We start from the raw sequence: 18,942 nt of genomic DNA on the forward strand, positions 1-18,942 counted from the left end.
AACAGAGTCCCAATGCATTTCATACACCCGATGAACTGCATCCCGCAGCAAAAACAGACTCCCAATGCACTTCATACACCCGATGAACTGCATTCCACGCACAAATCGAACTCCCAATGCATTTCATTCAATAAAAAATGGAGAAAAACGTCGCCGTTTATCTCCATCCTCCATCTTCAATCTTTAATTATTTCCCATTACCTTTTCCATTACCTTTCCCATTCCCTGGTTTCTCATTCGAGCTTCCAGTTTTTTTGATTTGGATTGTTTGAGTTGTAAGGTGGCCGGCTAGGTCTTCTGCTTCGATTACAAATTCGTTTGTACCGTCAACTAATTCAAGCTTTAGTTCGATTTGTTTTTCGAAGCCCTTCATTGCGTAAGGGGAAGAAAGCTCATGCATGAATCTTTCATCGCCGTTTACAGTTAAACGTAGCTCGTCGAAATTATCCTTTAATGTCACGATAACAGTTGCTACACTATCCTTTGTATTTTTAGGGACGCTACCAAGTTTGATAGTAGGTGCTTGTGTATCGACGAAAATTTGACGTGCAATTTGCATTTCGTTGTTGAACTCGTCAATTGCTTTCACACGAACGTTATGGAAACTATCTTTTAGGTTTAACTTGTGTGAGAAGTTTAGACCATCAAATGCTGCTTTTGCATCATTTACAGTTACTGAAGTAATTTTAGAATCATCTTCAATTGTTCCATATACGTCCACTTCGTTAGTATTGAATACATCGAATAATCCAGGAGACTGGATGTAAATTACAGGTGGTTTTGTTTCTGCTGTGCTGCCTACTTGGAAATCATATGCAGTCGCGTTACGAGCTGCATCCACAACCTGGACTGTAATTTTATCTTTATTTGTTAACTCACCTGCAACTACAAAGCTAGTAGTTGAAGTTGCTAGATTTTGTGAAACAGCTTTGCCATTTACAAGTACTTGCCAGTATTCCACGCCCGTACCAGAACCTACATCAGCAAAATCAGAAGCTGAAACAGTTTTTGTGGCAGTATCGAAGCTTACTTTTGCCGTTGGTGCTGCAGTATCGACTTTTACAGGGTATTCGATGGATTGCCACTGGGCACCCGCATAATCGATTACACCACTTAAGCGAATTTTGTAGTCACCGTCTGCAGCGATTTTATTGTTGATTTTTCCATCCCAGCCGTAATTTGTATTGTACGTGTAAGGAAGAGTAGTAGCTGAAGAAACATAATGCTTTCTTAAATCATTTGCAGTACGAACTGTACGGACAACCTTGCCCTTACTATCTACAACTTCCACTTTAAATTGCTTTGCATTACGGAATAGAGAGTATACAGGGATCGCTTTATCACGAACACCATCACCATTTGGAGAGAAACCAAAGCGAGTAGTGTCAAAGCTGCCTCCACCATCGATGAAATTACCTTGTTCATCTGCTAAAGCAGTATAGCCCCAGTATGTTAGCTCATCCCATGCAAAGTAATCGAAAATACGAGCATCATCCCAACCACCGTTGAATCCAAAGAATGGTACAGATAATGGAACATTGCCTGTAATTTCTTCATTTGGATCAGTTAGCGTAACAAATCCATCTACAAAGAAACCATTTTTATAGATTGAACGAATATCAGCTGGAATATCAGTTACATCCACTGAAATAGTAATTGTTGCTGTACCGTTAGCTGGAACAGTAACAGTTTCTGGAGCTTCAATATCGGCTTCTTCGTCAGTTAACACGTATGAACCGTATGTGTTTGTTGGAGTTACGTATAACCCTCCGCCAGCGTTGGCTGGATAGTCGATTTGAAGCTGAGTATTAACGTCATATGTTGCTGCTTCATCTGAATAGTTTTTCGCTTGTAATGTGAAGGAGAATTGGTCGTTTTTAATTTCTTTTAACGCAACCTTACCTTCTTTTGAATTACTTTCTGTTACTACAACATCTGATGTAAGAGCATTTGCAATCTGCATTAAACCTGCACCCTGACGACGAGGTGAAACATATTCACCTTCAAATAGCTCAATTGGAGTTGCAGTGTTCATTAATAGATTTTTAGTAAGCTGAACACGTTCTGCACCAGTTAGGTCAAATTCTGTGTCAACACGTTCTAAAACTAATGCACTACCACCTGCAACATGAGGAGCAGCCATGGATGTCCCACTCATAATACCGTATTCATTGTCGTTTAAAGTAGAGAAGATGTTGCCTCCTGGCGCTGTAATTTCAGGCTTGAAGTCTAAGTTTGGCGTTGGCCCCCAAGAAGTGAAGCTACTCATTTGGCCAGCGCTTGGATTTTGGACCTCGATGAAATTTCCTTCGAAGGAAACTGTTACAGTTTGCCCATTAGCAATCGCCGTTTTCAAAGCTAATCCATCTGACTGCAATGTTGACATAAACGGGATCGTAATAGCAGGATCTGATGCCATATTGATTGTGCCAGATGTATTATTGTAAACAATTGCAGCTACAGCACCGGCATTTTGAGCATTGACTCCTTTTTCAACGAAAGTATTTTCACCACGGGAAATTAGAGCTACTTTCCCAGTAAAATCCTTCCCGGCGAAATCAGCAGGTGTACCTAAACCAGCATCTACTACTTCAACTGCTCCTGATAAAACTGTTCGTGGATCTGCTTCATTTGCTGCTAGATATAGTGCGCCACCAGCTTTTTCACCATCGAATTGGTAGTCAAAGCTATAAGCAGTAATCATACTGTTTTCAAAGGATGCAACACTGATAGAGTCTTGTGAAATACCAGGAGAGCCTGTTACACCATAATCCTGATTTTCTGCGTATGGATAGAAAGTGCCTGATCCGTACATATCTGAGTTACCAGAAGAAATAGCAACGATAATTCCGTTTTCAGTAGCTCTTGAAACTGCTTGTTGCTCAGGACTATTTGCATCAACATAGCCAGCAGGAGAGCCTAATGACATATTAAGTACGTCTGCATTTAGTTTAATCGCATCGTCAATTGCCTTAATGTAGATATCTCCATAAGTAGTAGAGATTAAAGGGTCATTCCCGAATACCTTTAGAGCTAAAAGCTGCGCTTCTGGAGCTACACCTTTAATACCATTATTTTCTTCGTCGCCATTTGCCGCAACAGTACCACCTACGTGCATACCGTGCATTGAGGCTTCTGGACCTAAATCTAAAATTTCATGGCTTGCATCCATATAGTTATAGCCAAAAGGAACCTTGGCTGTATAGAATTGACCATTTTCGATAGAGCCATCTGCTAACAGTGCGTTTACTTCGCTTTCAGTTAACTCGCCCGTACTGTTGTCAGATAAAATCATGTCCTTATGGCTAGGATCGATTCCTGTATCAATGATACCGACAACCATTCCTTCGCCCTTGAAGCCATAATCATTCCAAGCTTGTTGTGCTTGAACTAATTCCTTTGAATAAACCATGTCTGGCGTCTCTTCTGGTCTTTCGTATTCTGTCGCCTCATATACAGCTTTAACTCCAGTAGTTGCCGCAATTTTTTCTACAACCTTCGCTTCAACCTCGGCAGAGAATCCATTAAATACAACAGTGAAGTTTTTAAGGTATTTCATAGAAGGAGCAGCAGCCTTTAAGCTAGCTTTTGCATTTTTTTGCTCTTTCTCAACTGCAGCTTCAATAGATTCTTTTTCTGCAGCTTTTAATTCTTTGTAAAGAAGACCTTTTTTCGTCGCTTTTTGAATTGCGGGTTCTCCCTCAAGCTCGATTACGATACGAACTTTTTCTTCAGGATTTTCTGGATTGATTAGTGATTTGGAAATGTTCGCTTTTGGTTTTTCTTGCTGAATGGATGGTAAATTTTTAATGCTTTTTGTACTAGCACTTGCAGCACTGACGTTAAATAGTGCTGAACTTAATGACAGCATAAAAATAAGTGCCACTAGTAAGGTCTTCCTTAAATTCATTCGTTTTCCCCCTGTTTCATATAAAAGTTGTTGTAGAAAAACTGATATTAAATCTATAGCGACTTTAGATTTAAGAGAGTTATTTCTATTATTCTATTATTTGATTGATAGACAGAATATTCCTTCAATTGTGTAAATTTTGAATCTAAAGGATGATACTTTTGTTTGGAAAATAAATGGGAAATGAAGTATGGCGTCGTATTAAGTTGCTAATTGTCGAGAAGGAGTGTTGTTGGACCTTTCTGAAGGTAATTTAACTAATGCAAATGGAGTGGTGTGCGGGAGATAATGTACCTATTCTGAAGGATGAAAAAAGATCTAAGAAGGTGAATATCTTCTTAGATCAGCAAAATAATTTTAAATTTATTTTTTTAACTTCATAACAAGCTCTTCATCAGGCGTGACATACAGTGTTTTTTGGTCAAAATAAATAACAAAACCAGGCTTAGATCCATTTGGCTTTTTTACTTGTCGAATTTCAGTGTAATCGACAGGGACGGAGGATGAATCTCTAGCTTTACTGAAATAAGCACTTAAAGTAGCAGCTTCTAATAGCGTTGTTTCATCGGGTTCAGATGAATGAATAACGACATGTGAGCCCGGGATATCCTTTGTATGTAGCCATATCTCTGATTTTTTTGCGAGCTTAAAGGTTAGATAATCGTTTTGTTTATTATTTTTCCCTACAGAAATCGGTATTCCAGTAGAGGAAACAAAGGATTCTGGTGAAGGCTTTGTCGGTTTTTTCTTCTTTTTGCTTGCACGTAGTCGAAGATAACCCTGCTCTGCTAGCTCTTCACGTATTTCCTCGATATCAGCAGGGGAGGCTTGGTTAACCTGTGCCATTAGCATTTCGAAATATTGAATTTCACTTTCCGTTTTTTCGAGCTGCTCCTTAACCATAATAAGTGCATTTTTAGCTTTATTATATTTACTATAATAGCTTTGAGCATTTTCAACAGGAGTTTTCCGTTCGCTTATAGGGATTGTAATTTGTTCACCGGCTTCACTATAGTAATTGGAAACCGTAACCTCCTTCATCCCTTTTTCAAATAGATAGAGATTGGCCATTAACAATTCACCATAAAGCTGGAACTTATCTAGTTTAGACGCATGATCTAAATCCTTTTGCAGCTTTTTGATTTTAAGCTTCAATTTGTTCAGCTCATTTTGTAGCCAGCGCTCTAGGTCACCTGCCTGCTGCTTTACTCGATCACGCTCGGCACGTGCAAAGAAGGTGCGGTCTAAAAGAATACTTAGTGTTTCATAGGCTGTTTCTGCACCTTCTAAATGTGTTAGCCTAGTAGGCGAGAAAAAGATTTTTCGATCAACCTCGATATAGGTTGGACGGGCACTTTTTACAATTTCATCAAGAAATGCACGGAAAGCAGTTACTTTATCGTTACCCTGTAGTCGATGCAATAACTCCTCGGCATGGGTTGGCGAGAATCCTTTAAATTGTTCAACAATTTCTTTAGACGAAGCTTCCTCTGTGAAAAATTGATTTATTTCTTCATCACTAACCATTAAAGGATTCTTTTTGTTTTGCTCGGGTGGTGTGATGTAGAGCTGGCCCGGCAATACCGTGCGATAGCTATTGATAGATGGAGGTAAATGCTTCAAGCTATCGATAATTTTGTTGTTTTCCTTGTCAATCAGAATAATATTACTGTGTCGTCCCATTATTTCGATTGTTAGCTTTCTGAAAATTTGGTCCCCAATTTCATTTTTACTTTCAATATTTAATGTAATAATTCGTTCAAAGGGATCTGTTTCAATTGCGTGAATAAAGCCGCCTTCAATATGTTTACGAAGTAGCATGCAAAACATTGGTGGTTCAGAAGGATTATCGATTGATTGCCCAGTTAAGTGTACTCGAGCGTAAGATGGGTGAATAGAGCTTAATAATTTAAAATTTTCTCCATTTGACCGTACGTGTATGACAATTTCAAGGGCGTTTGGTTGGTGAATTTTCGTTATACGACCAGTTTCCAATTTTTTTAATTCATTTGTCATTGCAAATGTAAATAATCCATCAAAAGCCATGATTGTGTACCTCTTTTCTAAAAATCAATTTAAAAATGGTTAAAATTTTTTGTTTTCTTATATTAGATAAAAAAGTCTATTTCACATTATACTATAGTTCTTGCATGTTTCCTCCAATATTTACTTTTTATAAACCTCCTAGATTAAAAATTTACTTAAATGTGTTATACTTGGAATAGTATGCAAAGAAAGGTGTGATGACCTTGGTGCGTAGTATGACCGGTTTTGGCAGGGGTGTCACAGCTACGAATAACTATCAACTCACTGTGGAGATTCGTTCAGTGAATCATCGTTTTTTAGAAATTTATACGAAGTTTCCTAAAGAGTGGTTTGAGGCTGAAATCGCGACGAAAAAACAATTATCACAATATGTGAAACGTGGGAAAATTGATGTTGCGATTGATTTGAAAACCATTGGGAACGAGAAGTTAGCTATCCAAATCAATTGGCCTTTAGTTGAAGCTTACCAAAAGGCTAAGGAACAGCTTCAAGAAGTCGTTTCGATAGAAGAGAAATGGTCGATGCAAGAAATTCTTTCATTAGATAATGTTATATCTTATGAAAAACAGGAGTTAGCTCCTGAAGAGTTAAAGATGTCGATTGGGCTTGCAGTTAAAGAGGCTGCAGAAAAATTAGTTGAAATGCGGATTCTAGAAGGTCAGCAGCTGAAACAAATTTTGACAAGCTTTAATAGCCAGTTAAAAGAACTGATCCATCGTATTAGAGAATTGTCCGGTGAAGCTGTCAATAAGTTTCGAGATAAACTAATTGATCGCATAAAAGAAATTGGGAATTTAGAGGAACTAGAAGATCGACTATTGGCAGAGGTAGCGATTTTTGCTGAAAAAATTGATATATCTGAGGAACTAGATCGTTTGACTAGTCATTTTAAACAATTTGAAAGTACAATTGAAGAGTCAGATTCAATTGGACGTAAATTAGATTTCTTGATGCAGGAAATGCACCGGGAGATCAATACTATTGGTTCTAAAAATCAAAATTCCGAGATATCACTTGCAGTTGTTCAATCTAAAACAATTTTAGAAAAAATGCGTGAACAAGTACAAAATATTGAATAATACATGTATTACCCTTTCAACTGGTAAGAATCTTCTATATAAAAGAAGTCTTCTTTACTAAAGGGGAATTCACTTCTTGTTAAAACCTCATCGATTTAACTTTATAAGTAGAAGAATAAAAAAGTCCCCACAATTTGAAATTTTACTTTATACTGTAGTAATCATTAAAAATATTGTTGTAAAAGCAGTAAGTAAGGGAGAATTTGAGAACAATGAGAAAAGAACGAGGTTTATTAATTGTTCTATCAGGCCCATCCGGTGTCGGTAAAGGAACAGTACGTAAAGAACTTTTTTCTAAGGCCGGCACTAATTATGAATATTCGATTTCAATGACAACACGCTTGCCTCGTGAAGGTGAAGTTGATGGAGTGGATTACTTCTTTAAATCACGTAACGAATTTGAAGCGCTTATTGAAGAAGGCGGCTTATTAGAGCATGCCGAGTTTGTTGGCAACTATTATGGCACACCACTTGCCTATGTAAACGAAACATTGGATGCTGGCCGAGATGTATTCCTAGAAATAGAGGTGCAGGGAGCAGCTCAAATTCGTGAAAAAGCTCCAGATGCTCTGTTTATCTTCTTGGCGCCACCAAGTATTTCGGAGTTGCAAAATCGTCTAATTGGACGCGGTACTGAAACAGAAGAAATTATTAAAAAGAGAATTGACACGGCACGCAATGAGCTTGAAATGATGAGTTTATATGACTATGTGGTCGAGAACGATGAAATTCAAAACGCATGTGATAAAATAAATGCTATTATTGTCGCTGAGCATTGCCGTCGTGAACGTATTGAAAAAACCTATTTGTCTATGTTGAGAGGAGAATAAATTATATGTTATACCCATCTATTGACGCTTTAAAAAACAAAATCGATTCAAAATATTCTTTAGTGAGCTTAGCTTCAAAGCGCGCTCGCCAAATGCAAGAAGAGGGCAATGAGCAATTAGCAAAATACGTTTCTTACAAACCAGTAGGTAAAGCACTGGAAGAAGTAGCAGCTGGCGTGCTTAAAAAAGAAAAACAAGACGCATCAACAATTTACGAAGACGAAGTTTAATAATCAACATCGAGTTGGCCTTTGTCTTGCTCAATAAATATACGATTATTAGAAGCTTTTTAAGTGTTTATATACTCGTATGTTTGTTTGTACCCAGAGTGTACGGGTACAGAATTTGTTTGTAGATAAGTTGTGATTATGTAGCTCCCGAAGAATTTTTCTTTGGGAGCTTGTCATTTGAAAGGAGATTAGTCATGCAAAAAAATATTTTGCTTTGTGTATCAGGCGGGATCGCAGTCTATAAAGCAGTCGCACTTGTGAGTCAATTAACAAAAGCACATTTCAACGTAAAAGTCATAATGACAAAATCCGCAAGGGAATTTGTAACACCTCTTACGTTTCAGGTCATGTCAAAAAACGATGTATTCTTTGATACCTTTGACGAAAAAGACTCAAGTAAAATCGCACACATTGATTTAGCAGATTGGGCCGACCTAATTCTTGTAGCACCAGCTACGGCAAACGTAATCGGAAAGCTTGCCAATGGTATAGCAGATGACATGGTGACGACTACTTTACTTGCTGCTACCTGTCCTGTCTGGCTAGCTCCTGCCATGAACGTACATATGTATGACCATCCTGCTGTAAAACGTAATATCGCACAGCTTGCAGAGGATGGGTGCTCCTTTATCGAGCCATCAGAAGGTTTTTTAGCCTGCGGGTATGTCGGTAAAGGCCGACTTGAAGAACCAGAAAAGATAACGCAAATTGTGGTCGACTTTTTTAAAGAAGAAGTAAAAGAAGAATGATCACCGTTGCGCAAGTTATCGTGGACGTTGCTGCATATCCAGTCGATCGTCCCTTCGATTATCTAGTGCCAGCTGAAATGACACAAATAATCGAAACGGGCTGTCGCGTTAAAGTACCATTTGGACCACGAAATGTACTCGGATTTGTTGTGGCTATTAAAAACGAAACCGATGTCCCAATAGAAAAGATAAAGCCAGTTTCGCAGGTTCTTGATATTGAACCCGTATTAACTGGTGAAATGCTAGAGCTTGCAAAATGGTTGAAAAATGAAACGATCTGCTATGAAATCGATGCACTTCAGGTAATGCTTCCATCTGCCTTAAGAGCTAAATATGAAAAAATCGCAAATCTGCAAACTGAAGTGGAGCTATTACCTGAGCCACTCCAGGAAATTTTTAGAGATTCTCAACAGATAAATGTAAACGTATTTGAAAAAAACAATCTACTTCCTCAGTTGAAGGCGGCGATAAAAAATAAGCAAGTTTCAATCGCCAATGTCGTAAAGCAAAAGGGGAAAGTAAAGGAAGTTAGAAAAGTTCGAATAATAGAAGACAACCAAATGCTGGCTGACATTCAGGCGAATATTTCAAACCGTGCTAAAAAGCAAAAGCAGCTAGTGGAATGGATGCAGCTTCATGCTGGCGAAATAATGGATCCAGAGGTTATCTATAAAGAGCTGGAAACTTCTGCCCAAGTGTTAAATGCAGTAGTTGACCTGGGTGCAGCAGACTTTGTTCAAGAAGAGGTCTATCGTGATCCTTTTACAAAAGAGATTAAACGAACAAACTTTTTAAATTTAACAGATGAACAATCTGTAGCATTAGATCAAATCATGAACTCAATCGAAGAACAAGAACCAAAAACCTTTTTACTCCAGGGTGTTACTGGTAGTGGTAAAACAGAGGTCTATTTACAAACAATCGCCAAGGTATTAAATGATGGAAAAGAAGCGATTGTCCTAGTTCCAGAAATCTCCCTAACACCTCAAATGACGGAACGATTTCGCTCGCGGTTTGGTGAATTGGTAGCGGTTATGCACAGCGGTTTATCAGTCGGTGAAAAGTATGATGAGTGGAGAAAAATTCACCAAGGCAAAGTGAAGGTAGTTGTTGGTGCTCGTTCGGCTGTTTTTGCGCCCTTTGAAAACGTCGGGATTATCATTTTGGATGAAGAACACGAATCGACGTATAAGCAAGAGGATTCACCAAGATACCATGCCCGCGATGTTGCGATTTGGCGAAGTAAGTATCACAACTGTCCGGTCATTTTGGGAAGTGCAACACCTTCACTTGAATCCTTTGCGCGCGCGAAGAAAAATGTCTATACATTACTGACATTAAAGGAGCGAGCGCTAAAGCAATCATTACCGAAGGTTCAAATTGTTGATATGCGTGATGAATTGAAAAAAGGCAATCGCTCAATGTTCTCTCAAAGCCTGATGGAATCCATTCAGATCCGTTTGGATAAAAAAGAACAAATCGTTCTGTTTTTAAATCGACGCGGCTATTCTTCCTTCGTTATGTGTCGGGATTGTGGAACCGTTCTTCAATGCGAAAATTGTGATATCTCCTTAACCTACCATAGGAAAAATGAAAAATGTAAATGTCATTATTGTGGCTATGAGATACATGTGCCAAAAACCTGTCCACAGTGTCAAAGTGATCACATTCGATATTTCGGTACAGGTACGCAAAAGGTGGAGGAGGAATTAGCGAAATTCTTTCCTGGAATAAGAGTACTGAGGATGGATGTTGATACGACCCGAGCAAAGGGGTCGCATGAACAACTATTAGAGGCGTTTGGTAACGGAGAGGCGGACGTATTGCTTGGTACCCAAATGATTGCAAAGGGCCTAGACTATCCAAATATAACTCTAGTAGGTGTACTTAGTGCAGATACGTCGCTGCATTTACCTGATTTCAGAGCGGCAGAAAAAACATTCCAGCTTTTAACACAGGTAAGTGGACGAGCCGGAAGACATGAAAAGCCAGGTGAAGTAGTCGTACAAACCTATACACCTGAGCATTATGCGATTGAATTATCAGAAGCACAGGAATATGACCCATTTTATGAACGTGAAATGCAAATGCGCCATCAAGCAGGCTATCCACCTTACTATTATTTAGCATTGATACAAGTATCACACGAGGATGTATTGATGGCTGCGGATTATGCAGGAAAAGCAGTAGAGTGGTTACGCTCACAGCTTTCCTTTAATGTTTCAATTATTGGACCGACCGCTTCAGGCATCAGTCGTCTCCAAAATAGATATCGCTATCAATGTTTGATAAAATACAAGGTAGAGCCAGATTTAATCCCAACCTTATTACAACTGATCAAAATTTACCGTTCAGATTGGATTAAAAAAGGAATTAATTTGACTGTAGATTTAGATCCAAACATGATTTAAACAGGATTGGCAGAGTCAGATATGATGCTGCGAATTCTGATAATAATAATAAGCTTAAAGAAGTGTAGAAAGAGGTAATAATAATGGCAATTAAAGAAGTAGTGGAGCATCCGGCAAAGGTGCTTTCAGAAAAATGTAAAGAAGTAACAGAGATTAACGAAGAAATTATTACACTTCTTGATGATTTATATGACACGATGGTTGAGCATGATGGTGTTGGGATTGCAGCTCCACAAATCAATGTCCCATTGCGAGTGGCAATTGTAGAGCTTGGCGAAGAACGTGATGTTTTAGAAATGATTAATCCAACAGTAATTGAAACCTCTGGTGCAGAGGTTGATATAGAGGGCTGCTTAAGCTTCCCAAATCTATTTGGTGAGGTGGAACGCCCAACTTACGTGAAAATTGAAGCATGTGATCGTGAAGGTCGTGTTTATGAGCTGGAAGCTGGTGGCTTTGATGCTCGTGCGATTCTCCACGAAATCGATCATTTAGACGGTATTTTATTTGATTCTAAACTAATTCGAGTTGTCACAGAGGATGAGCTAGCTCAAATGTATGGTGAGGAGGAATAAGAATGACTTCTGTTGTTTTTATGGGAACACCAGATTTTTCGGTTCCAATTTTACGAATGATTCATGAGGAAGGGTACGACATATTAGCAGTTGTTACTCAGCCCGATCGTCCAGTTGGTCGTAAGAGAGTGTTAACACCACCTCCAGTTAAAGCCGAGGCTTTACGTTTAGGGCTGCCAGTCATTCAACCTGAAAAATTGCGTAACTCTGAGGAGCTGCAAGAAATTATCAATTTGAAGCCAGATATAGTTGTTACAGCAGCTTTTGGTCAAATCCTGCCTAAAAGCTTACTGGATGCACCTCCTCTTGGCTGCATTAATGTACATGCTTCACTATTACCAAAGTATCGTGGGGGAGCACCAATCCACCAAGCGATCATTGATGGAGAAGAAAAAACAGGTGTTACGATTATGTACATGGCAGAGAAATTAGATGCTGGGGACATTATTACACAGCGTGCCATCTCTATTGAGGAGGAAGATAATACAGGAACAATGTTCGAAAAGCTAAGTGTAGTTGGAAGAGAGCTATTAAAAGAAACATTGCCTTTAATTATCGAAGGGAAAAATGAACGTATTCCTCAGGATGAAGAAAAAGTAACCTTCGCCCATAATATTTCTCGCGAACAGGAACGTGTGGATTGGTCAAACGGAGCTAGAAATGTGTTCAACCAAGTTCGTGGTTTAACGCCATGGCCAACAGCCTATACAACCTTCCAAGGCGAGAATGTGAAATTATGGTCTGTAAAAGAAGGCGACAGTGTAACAACACACACACCAGGTCAAGTTGTGAAAATTGAAAACGATAGCTTTGAAGTTGCAACAGGTGACGGGAAGTCTATCGTGATATATGAATTACAGCCTGCTGGGAAAAAAAGAATGACAGCACAAGACTACCTGCGTGGGACAGGATCGAAGCTAGCGATAGGGGACCAATTTGAATGACAAAAAAGAAAGAACAAATTTGGGACGGCAATGTTCGAGATGCAGCACTAACAATCCTATTAGCAGTAGACAAACATCAAGCATACAGTAACCTTTTACTAAACCAGACGATAAACAAATATAAAATCGAAGCAAAAGATCGAGCTCTACTAACTGAACTTACTTATGGTACTCTTCAGTATAAGTACACACTAGATTACTATTTAGAGCCGTTTATCAAAGGAAAGATGGACCTTTGGGTAAAGTGGCTTCTTCGTCTTTCACTTTATCAAATCGTTTTTTTAGATCGTGTTCCAGATCATGCCGCGGTAAACGAAGCAGTGGAAATTGCAAAACGTAGAGGTCATAAAGGGATTGCATCAGTGGTGAATGGTGTATTACGCTCTATTTTACGTCAGGGAGTTCGTTCTACTGAGGAAATTACGGATTCTACAAAGCGACTAGCAATTGAAACAAGCCATCCAGATTGGCTAGTAGCACGATTTATCGAAGCATATGGATTTGAAAAAACAAAAGAAATGCTCAAAGAAAATAATCTACCACCAATTGCATCGATTCGTGTAAATACGGCAAAAGCTACAGTAGAAGTAGTACTTGCTCTATTAGAAGAAGAAGGTGTAAAAGCTGAGCAGAGTAAGGTCATTCCTGAATGCCTGCACTTATTGAGTGGCCAAGCTTCTCGTACAAAGGCGTTTAAAGATGGCTATATTACGATTCAGGATGAAAGCTCGATGATGCCTGCAAATGCCCTTAACCCACAGCCGGGCTGGCGTGTATTGGATATGTGTGCAGCACCAGGCGGGAAAACAACTCATATGGCTGAAAAAATGAAAAATGAAGGTTCTATCTTAGCTACAGACCTACATCCACATAAATTGGACTTAATCGATGAGACAAGTAATCGTCTAGGCTTAGAAATCATCCAAACTGCACCAGTTGATGGGCGTAAAGCGGCAGAATTTCTAGAAGCGGAATCCTTTGATGCTGTATTAGTAGATGCGCCGTGTTCAGGATTGGGTGTAATGAGACGCAAACCTGATATTAAATATACAAAGCGTGAAGAAGACTTATCAAGACTTCATGAAATTCAGCTTCAGCTTTTGGATAATGCGGTGAAGGTTCTTAAAAAGGGTGGGAGACTAGTTTATAGTACATGTACTATAAATAAAGAGGAAAACGAAGAAACTGTTCAAGCGTTTTTAGCGTCTCATCCTGAAATGGAAGCTGTCCCGTTAGAAAATTTACCAAAAGAACTTTTAGAAAAAAGCCAGGGTGGTATGCTACAAGTATTCCCACAAGATTTTGGGAGCGATGGATTTTTTGTAGCTGCCTTCCGAAAAAACAAACAAGATTAGACATAAAAGGAGAATCCTAAAGACTAATGGATGAAAATAAATTTATTGAACGTATACAAGACTTGGTAGAAGAGGCTGAACAAAAGCCAGAAGAAAAGTCAGAAGAAAAGCCGGTTCGTCGTGAGAAGAAAGAAAAACCAAAATTAAAAGAATCAATTTATTCACTGCGTCCTGATCAATTAGGAGAATGGTTAACAGCAAACGGTGAAAAAGCTTTCCGTGCTGGACAAATTTATGAATGGTTATATGAAAAACGTGTAAAAACCTTCGAAGAGATGTCAAACCTTTCAAAAGCATTACGCGAAAAATTAGCAGAGAATTTCTTATTAACAACATTATCTACAATTATTAAACAGGAATCAAAAGATGGTACAATCAAATTTTTATTCCAACTTCAAGATGGCTATTCAATCGAGACTGTATTAATGCGCCATGAATATGGAAATTCTGTTTGTGTAACTACACAAGTAGGTTGTCGTATCGGTTGTACATTCTGTGCCTCAACACTAGGTGGGCTAAAACGTCACTTATTAGCCGGTGAAATTGTTGAACAGGTTGTAAAGGTACAACAAGAGTTAGATAAAGAAGGCGAACGTGTTTCTCATATTGTTATTATGGGAATTGGTGAACCATTCGATAACTATGATGCTATGATGAACTTCTTAAAGGTCATCAATAATGACAAGGGGTTAAATATTGGTGCACGTCATATTACCGTATCTACATCAGGTATTGTGCCTAAAATTTACGAATTTGCAGATGAAGAATTACAAATCAATTTCGCGGTCTCACTACATGCACCAAACCAAGAAGCACGTCAAAAATTAATGCCGATTGCTCGTGCCTACAAGCTTGAAGATCTATTAGAGGCGGTTCGTTATTATACGAACAAAACAGGACGTCGTGTGAGCTTTGAGTATGGTCTAATGTCAGGTGAAAATGATTCAGTTGAAGTTGCAGAAGAATTAGCAGCTCTAATAAAAGGCATCAAATGCCATGTAAACTTAATTCCTATCAACTATGTGCCAGAGCGTGATTATATTCGTACATCACGAAACAGTATTTTTGCGTTTGAAAAAACTTTAAAGAAACGTGGCATTAACGTAACAATTCGCCGTGAGCAAGGCGCGGATATTGCTGCAGCTTGTGGACAGTTACGTGCACAAGAACGTCAAGAAGAAACAAAGTAGGCAGGTGACTTATGTGAAGTTTACAGTCGAAAGTGATGTGGGGCGTAAACGTATGGTTAATGAGGATCGGGTTGCTTTTTTTGAGCATCCCGATCGCTTTAAGCTCGCCATTTTAGCAGATGGAATGGGTGGTCATAATGCTGGTGATGTTGCTAGTGAAATGGCGATTGAAGAGATGAAATCATATTTTCTTAACTTAGATGTAACGCAGCTAGACTCAACTGAGGCCAAAAGACAATGGATGCTAGAAACAATTCAGTCAGTTAATGAAAAGGTTTATAACCATTCCTTATTACACGAAAGCTGTAAAGGGATGGGAACAACCTTAATTGCGATGCTAATTGATGAATACGACTGTTTAATAGGACATATTGGGGATAGTAGAGTCTATTATTTTACGGCTGATTCGGTCACGTTAATTACGAAGGATCACTCTTATGTAAATTTCCTGGTGGAGTATGGGGAAATTAGTGAAGAGGAAGCAGAAAATCATCCTCAAAAAAACTTTATTGTAAAGTCGCTTGGTACGGAAAGTACCATTGAACCAGATTTCTATGAGCTACAAGTAGAAGATGCATCAAATGTATTAATCTGTTCTGATGGTTTAAGTAATAAACTTACCACTGAAGAGATGGCAGCCATTTTAACCTTGCCTTTATCAATCGAGGAAAAAGGTAAGAAGCTAATTCAGCTGGCGAATGATTCAGGTGGAGAAGATAATATTTCAGTAATTTTATTATCTAACGATGGGGAGGTGTAGAGATGCTTGAAGGAAAACGATTAAATGACCGTTATAAGATTTTAGACCTCATTGGCGGAGGCGGAATGTCGAATGTTTATTTAGCGCACGATATGATTCTTAACCGTGATGTGGCTGTGAAGATTCTTCGCTATGATGCTACGAACGAAGAAGAGTTCCATCGGCGTTTCCATAGGGAAGCATTATCAGCTACAAGCCTTACACATCCTAATATCGTAAGTATTTATGATGTTGGTGAAGACCAGGATATGCACTACATCGTGATGGAATATATAAAAGGCAAAACGTTAAAACAATACATAAATGAGTTTTCGCCTTTATCACCAGCTAGAAGTGTTCAAATCATGAAGCAATTAACTTCAGCAATTACCCATGCACATGAAAATCAAATTATTCATCGAGATATTAAGCCGCAAAATATATTGGTAGATGTTGAAGGGAATGTGAAAATTACCGATTTCGGTATTGCAACCTCATTATCTGCGACTAGCTATACGAAAACTAATTCTGTCATTGGGACAGTGCACTACCTATCACCTGAACAGGCGCGTGGAGGAACTGCAACAAGTCAATCCGACATTTATGCACTTGGAATCGTATTGTATGAATTATTGACAGGTGAACTTCCATTTTCTGGGGAATCTGCCGTATCTATCGCATTAAAGCATTTACAGGCAGAAACACCGTCAATTAGAGCGATAGATGCCTCGATTCCACAAAGCTTGGAAAATGTCGTGTTAAGGGCTACCGCAAAAAATCCACTTCATCGATATCCTACAGTTGAAGCGATGGAGGAGGACCTGTTAACAGTTTTATCGCCAAATCGTACAAATGAACAAAAATTTGCTCCACCTGTCGATGATGATGAAACAAAAGCTATCCCAATTATAAAAGAGCCAATGCCAATCGGCGATATGGCGAATACAAAAATTTTAAATCAAGAAATAGGTAAGATTGAGAAGGTTGAACTGACAAAAAATAAAAAAGAGCCAAAAGGCGAAAAGAAGAAGAAAAAAAGTCGTGGAAAGATTTTTGGAATAATTCTTGCTTCACTTTTGATTGTCATTTTAGCTGCTATTTTACTATTTAACTTACTTAGTCCAAAGCAGGTTGAAATTCCTGACGTGGCTAATTTAGAGCTTGAAGAGGCTATTGAAACTCTTGAAACAGCTGGGTTTACTATTGGTGAAACGAAAGAGAAGCATTCAGAGGATGTAGAAGAAGGCCTTGTCATTGAAACAAATCCAAAAGCTGGCGTTACACGTGTAGAAGGCACAGAAATTACGATTTACACGAGCCTAGGAAATGAAACTGTTCCAATGGACGATTATACTGGAAAGCAAATTGATCAGGTAATCGCTATCCTTGAAAACAGTGACTTTAAAGTAAATTTAATAGAAGAAGATTCAAATGAAAATGAAGGAATAATTATCGGACAGGAACCAGAGGCTGGCGAAGAGGTTATTCCAGGTGAGACAGAAATTACTTTAACGGTTAGTAAAGGTAAAAGCTATGGTACAGTAGAGGACCTTTCAGGCTATAATAAGGCCTCATTAAAGAGCTATGAACAAAGATCTGGATTTAAGGTTGATATTAAAGAAGAATATTCAGAGGATGTTCCTGCCGGTGAGGTAATTGAACAGGATCCAAAAGCAAACAGAAGCTTAGAGCTTGGCGGTAAAATCTATGTGGTTGTATCATTGGGACCAAAAGAAAAAGAATCTAAGCTATACGTAAAAACTATTAAGATTCCTTATGAGCCAGTCAATTTAGGTGACGAACAACAGGTCCGAATCTTTATTCAAGATAAAACCCATACAATGGTTGAGCCTTTTGCTGAGTTTACAATTACTGAGGATACAGATTATAAGATTGAATTAGAAATTACTGAAGATCAACCAGCAGCTTATCGAATAGAACGTGATGCAATGAGGATTGCTGAAGAAACGATTCCATATAAAAGTGTTGAGGAGTGAAACAATGGCTGAAGGCCAAATCCGTAAGGCGTTAAGTGGTTATTATTATGTCTATTACAATGGAGAATTGCTACAATGTCGTGGGCGCGGTGTTTTCCGAAATCGAGGAGAATCACCGCTCGTTGGTGATTTTGTCGACTTTACTAAAGAAGGGGAATCGGATGGTACGATCATGAAAATCCATCCGCGATCTAATGAGCTAGTACGTCCACCGGTTGCGAATATCGACCAAGCGCTATTAGTCTTTTCAGTAAAGGAACCAGATTTTAATACGATTTTATTAGACCGCTTTTTAGTTGTTTTAGAGTCCTTTAACGTAGAACCAATCATTTGTTTAACGAAAATAGATTTATTGACTGACGTGGAAAAAGAGAAGCTTCAAAGCTATATCGATGATTACAAAGCAATTGGCTATGAAATCATTGAAACCTATAAAGAGGATGCTTCTTTAATGGATCGTTTGCAGCCAATTCTGAAAGGGAATACATCCGTTTTGGCAGGTCAATCTGGTGTAGGGAAATCGACTATGTTAAACACTTTACTTCCCGAGCTACAATTGGAAACGGGAGTGATTTCTCAAAGTCTAGGTCGCGGTAAGCATACAACGCGTCATGTTGAGCTAATAGAGGTTTGTGATGGTCTTTTAGCTGATACACCAGGGTTTAGCTCCTTTGACTTTGATACGATTGAAAAAGAAGAGCTTACGTCTTGTTTCCCTGAATTTAGCAAATTGAGTGAAGGGTGCAAATTTAGAGGGTGCTTACATATAAAAGAACCCAAATGTGCAGTAAAGGATGCCCTTGAAAAGGGTGAAGTAAAGAGCTATCGTTACGAGCATTATCAACAATTCTTACAAGAAATTATTGATCGAAAGCCGAGGTATTAGT

At 38.7% G+C, this 18,942-nt stretch carries 13 protein-coding genes and 1 pseudogene; 12 read left to right on the forward strand and 2 right to left on the reverse strand.

Annotated elements, in window-relative coordinates:
* Positions 1-187: 187 nt before the first annotated feature.
* Entirely contained in the window at positions 188-3,910 is a 3,723-nt protein-coding gene (locus tag BJ095_RS06730; RefSeq protein WP_107933905.1) for a S8 family serine peptidase, read from the reverse strand.
* 363 nt (positions 3,911-4,273) lie between these two features.
* Positions 4,274-5,956: an Rqc2 family fibronectin-binding protein gene (locus BJ095_RS06735; protein ID WP_107933907.1), complete on the reverse strand. Its 1,683-nt coding sequence runs from the start codon at positions 5,954-5,956 to the stop codon at positions 4,274-4,276.
* 215 nt (positions 5,957-6,171) lie between these two features.
* On the opposite strand from BJ095_RS06735, the gene BJ095_RS06740 reads away from it, so the two are divergent.
* The 12 genes and pseudogenes from BJ095_RS06740 (at position 6,172) to rsgA (ending at position 18,941) form a co-directional block, all read left to right on the forward strand.
* Entirely contained in the window at positions 6,172-7,035 is an 864-nt protein-coding gene (locus tag BJ095_RS06740; protein ID WP_306460152.1) for a YicC/YloC family endoribonuclease, read from the forward strand.
* 212 nt (positions 7,036-7,247) lie between these two features.
* A complete protein-coding gene (gene gmk / locus BJ095_RS06745; RefSeq protein WP_107933911.1) occupies positions 7,248-7,865 on the forward strand; it encodes a guanylate kinase in 618 nt (205 codons plus the stop codon).
* Positions 7,866-7,870: 5 nt separating this feature from the next.
* On the forward strand, positions 7,871-8,095 hold the full coding sequence (gene rpoZ / locus BJ095_RS06750; protein ID WP_107933913.1) for a DNA-directed RNA polymerase subunit omega: 225 nt from the start codon (positions 7,871-7,873) through the stop codon (positions 8,093-8,095).
* Between the two features lie 194 nt (positions 8,096-8,289).
* A pseudogene (gene coaBC, locus BJ095_RS06755) lies at positions 8,290-8,835 on the forward strand (bifunctional phosphopantothenoylcysteine decarboxylase/phosphopantothenate--cysteine ligase CoaBC); the annotation flags it as partial.
* A gap of 5 nt (positions 8,836-8,840) precedes the next feature.
* Positions 8,841-11,255, forward strand: coding sequence for a primosomal protein N' (gene priA / locus BJ095_RS06760; RefSeq protein ID WP_107933916.1), 2,415 nt, complete (start codon positions 8,841-8,843; stop codon positions 11,253-11,255).
* Between the two features lie 83 nt (positions 11,256-11,338).
* Entirely contained in the window at positions 11,339-11,830 is a 492-nt protein-coding gene (gene def, locus BJ095_RS06765; protein ID WP_107933918.1) for a peptide deformylase, read from the forward strand.
* A gap of 2 nt (positions 11,831-11,832) precedes the next feature.
* Complete coding sequence (gene fmt, locus BJ095_RS06770; RefSeq protein WP_107933920.1) at positions 11,833-12,774, forward strand: methionyl-tRNA formyltransferase; 942 nt, start codon at positions 11,833-11,835, stop codon at positions 12,772-12,774.
* Positions 12,771-14,129, forward strand: coding sequence for a 16S rRNA (cytosine(967)-C(5))-methyltransferase RsmB (gene rsmB, locus BJ095_RS06775; protein ID WP_107933922.1), 1,359 nt, complete (start codon positions 12,771-12,773; stop codon positions 14,127-14,129). Before fmt ends, rsmB begins: the two co-directional genes overlap by 4 nt.
* 26 nt (positions 14,130-14,155) lie before the next feature.
* Positions 14,156-15,319, forward strand: a complete 1,164-nt coding sequence (gene rlmN, locus BJ095_RS06780; RefSeq protein ID WP_107933924.1) for a 23S rRNA (adenine(2503)-C(2))-methyltransferase RlmN — start codon at positions 14,156-14,158, stop codon at positions 15,317-15,319.
* Positions 15,320-15,332: 13 nt separating this feature from the next.
* Entirely contained in the window at positions 15,333-16,079 is a 747-nt protein-coding gene (locus tag BJ095_RS06785; RefSeq protein ID WP_107933926.1) for a Stp1/IreP family PP2C-type Ser/Thr phosphatase, read from the forward strand.
* 2 nt (positions 16,080-16,081) lie between these two features.
* Positions 16,082-18,055 carry a Stk1 family PASTA domain-containing Ser/Thr kinase gene (pknB, locus tag BJ095_RS06790; protein WP_107933928.1) on the forward strand — a complete coding sequence of 658 codons (1,974 nt, stop codon included), beginning with the start codon at positions 16,082-16,084 and terminating at the stop codon, positions 18,053-18,055.
* 4 nt (positions 18,056-18,059) lie between these two features.
* Positions 18,060-18,941 (forward strand): ribosome small subunit-dependent GTPase A, encoded by an 882-nt coding sequence (gene rsgA, locus BJ095_RS06795; protein WP_107933929.1) that lies wholly within the window; start codon positions 18,060-18,062, stop codon positions 18,939-18,941.
* The last annotated feature ends 1 nt before the right edge of the window (position 18,942 follow it).

It is taken from the genome of Ureibacillus chungkukjangi, assembly GCF_003217295.1.
Classification (GTDB): domain Bacteria; phylum Bacillota; class Bacilli; order Bacillales_A; family Planococcaceae; genus Ureibacillus; species Ureibacillus chungkukjangi.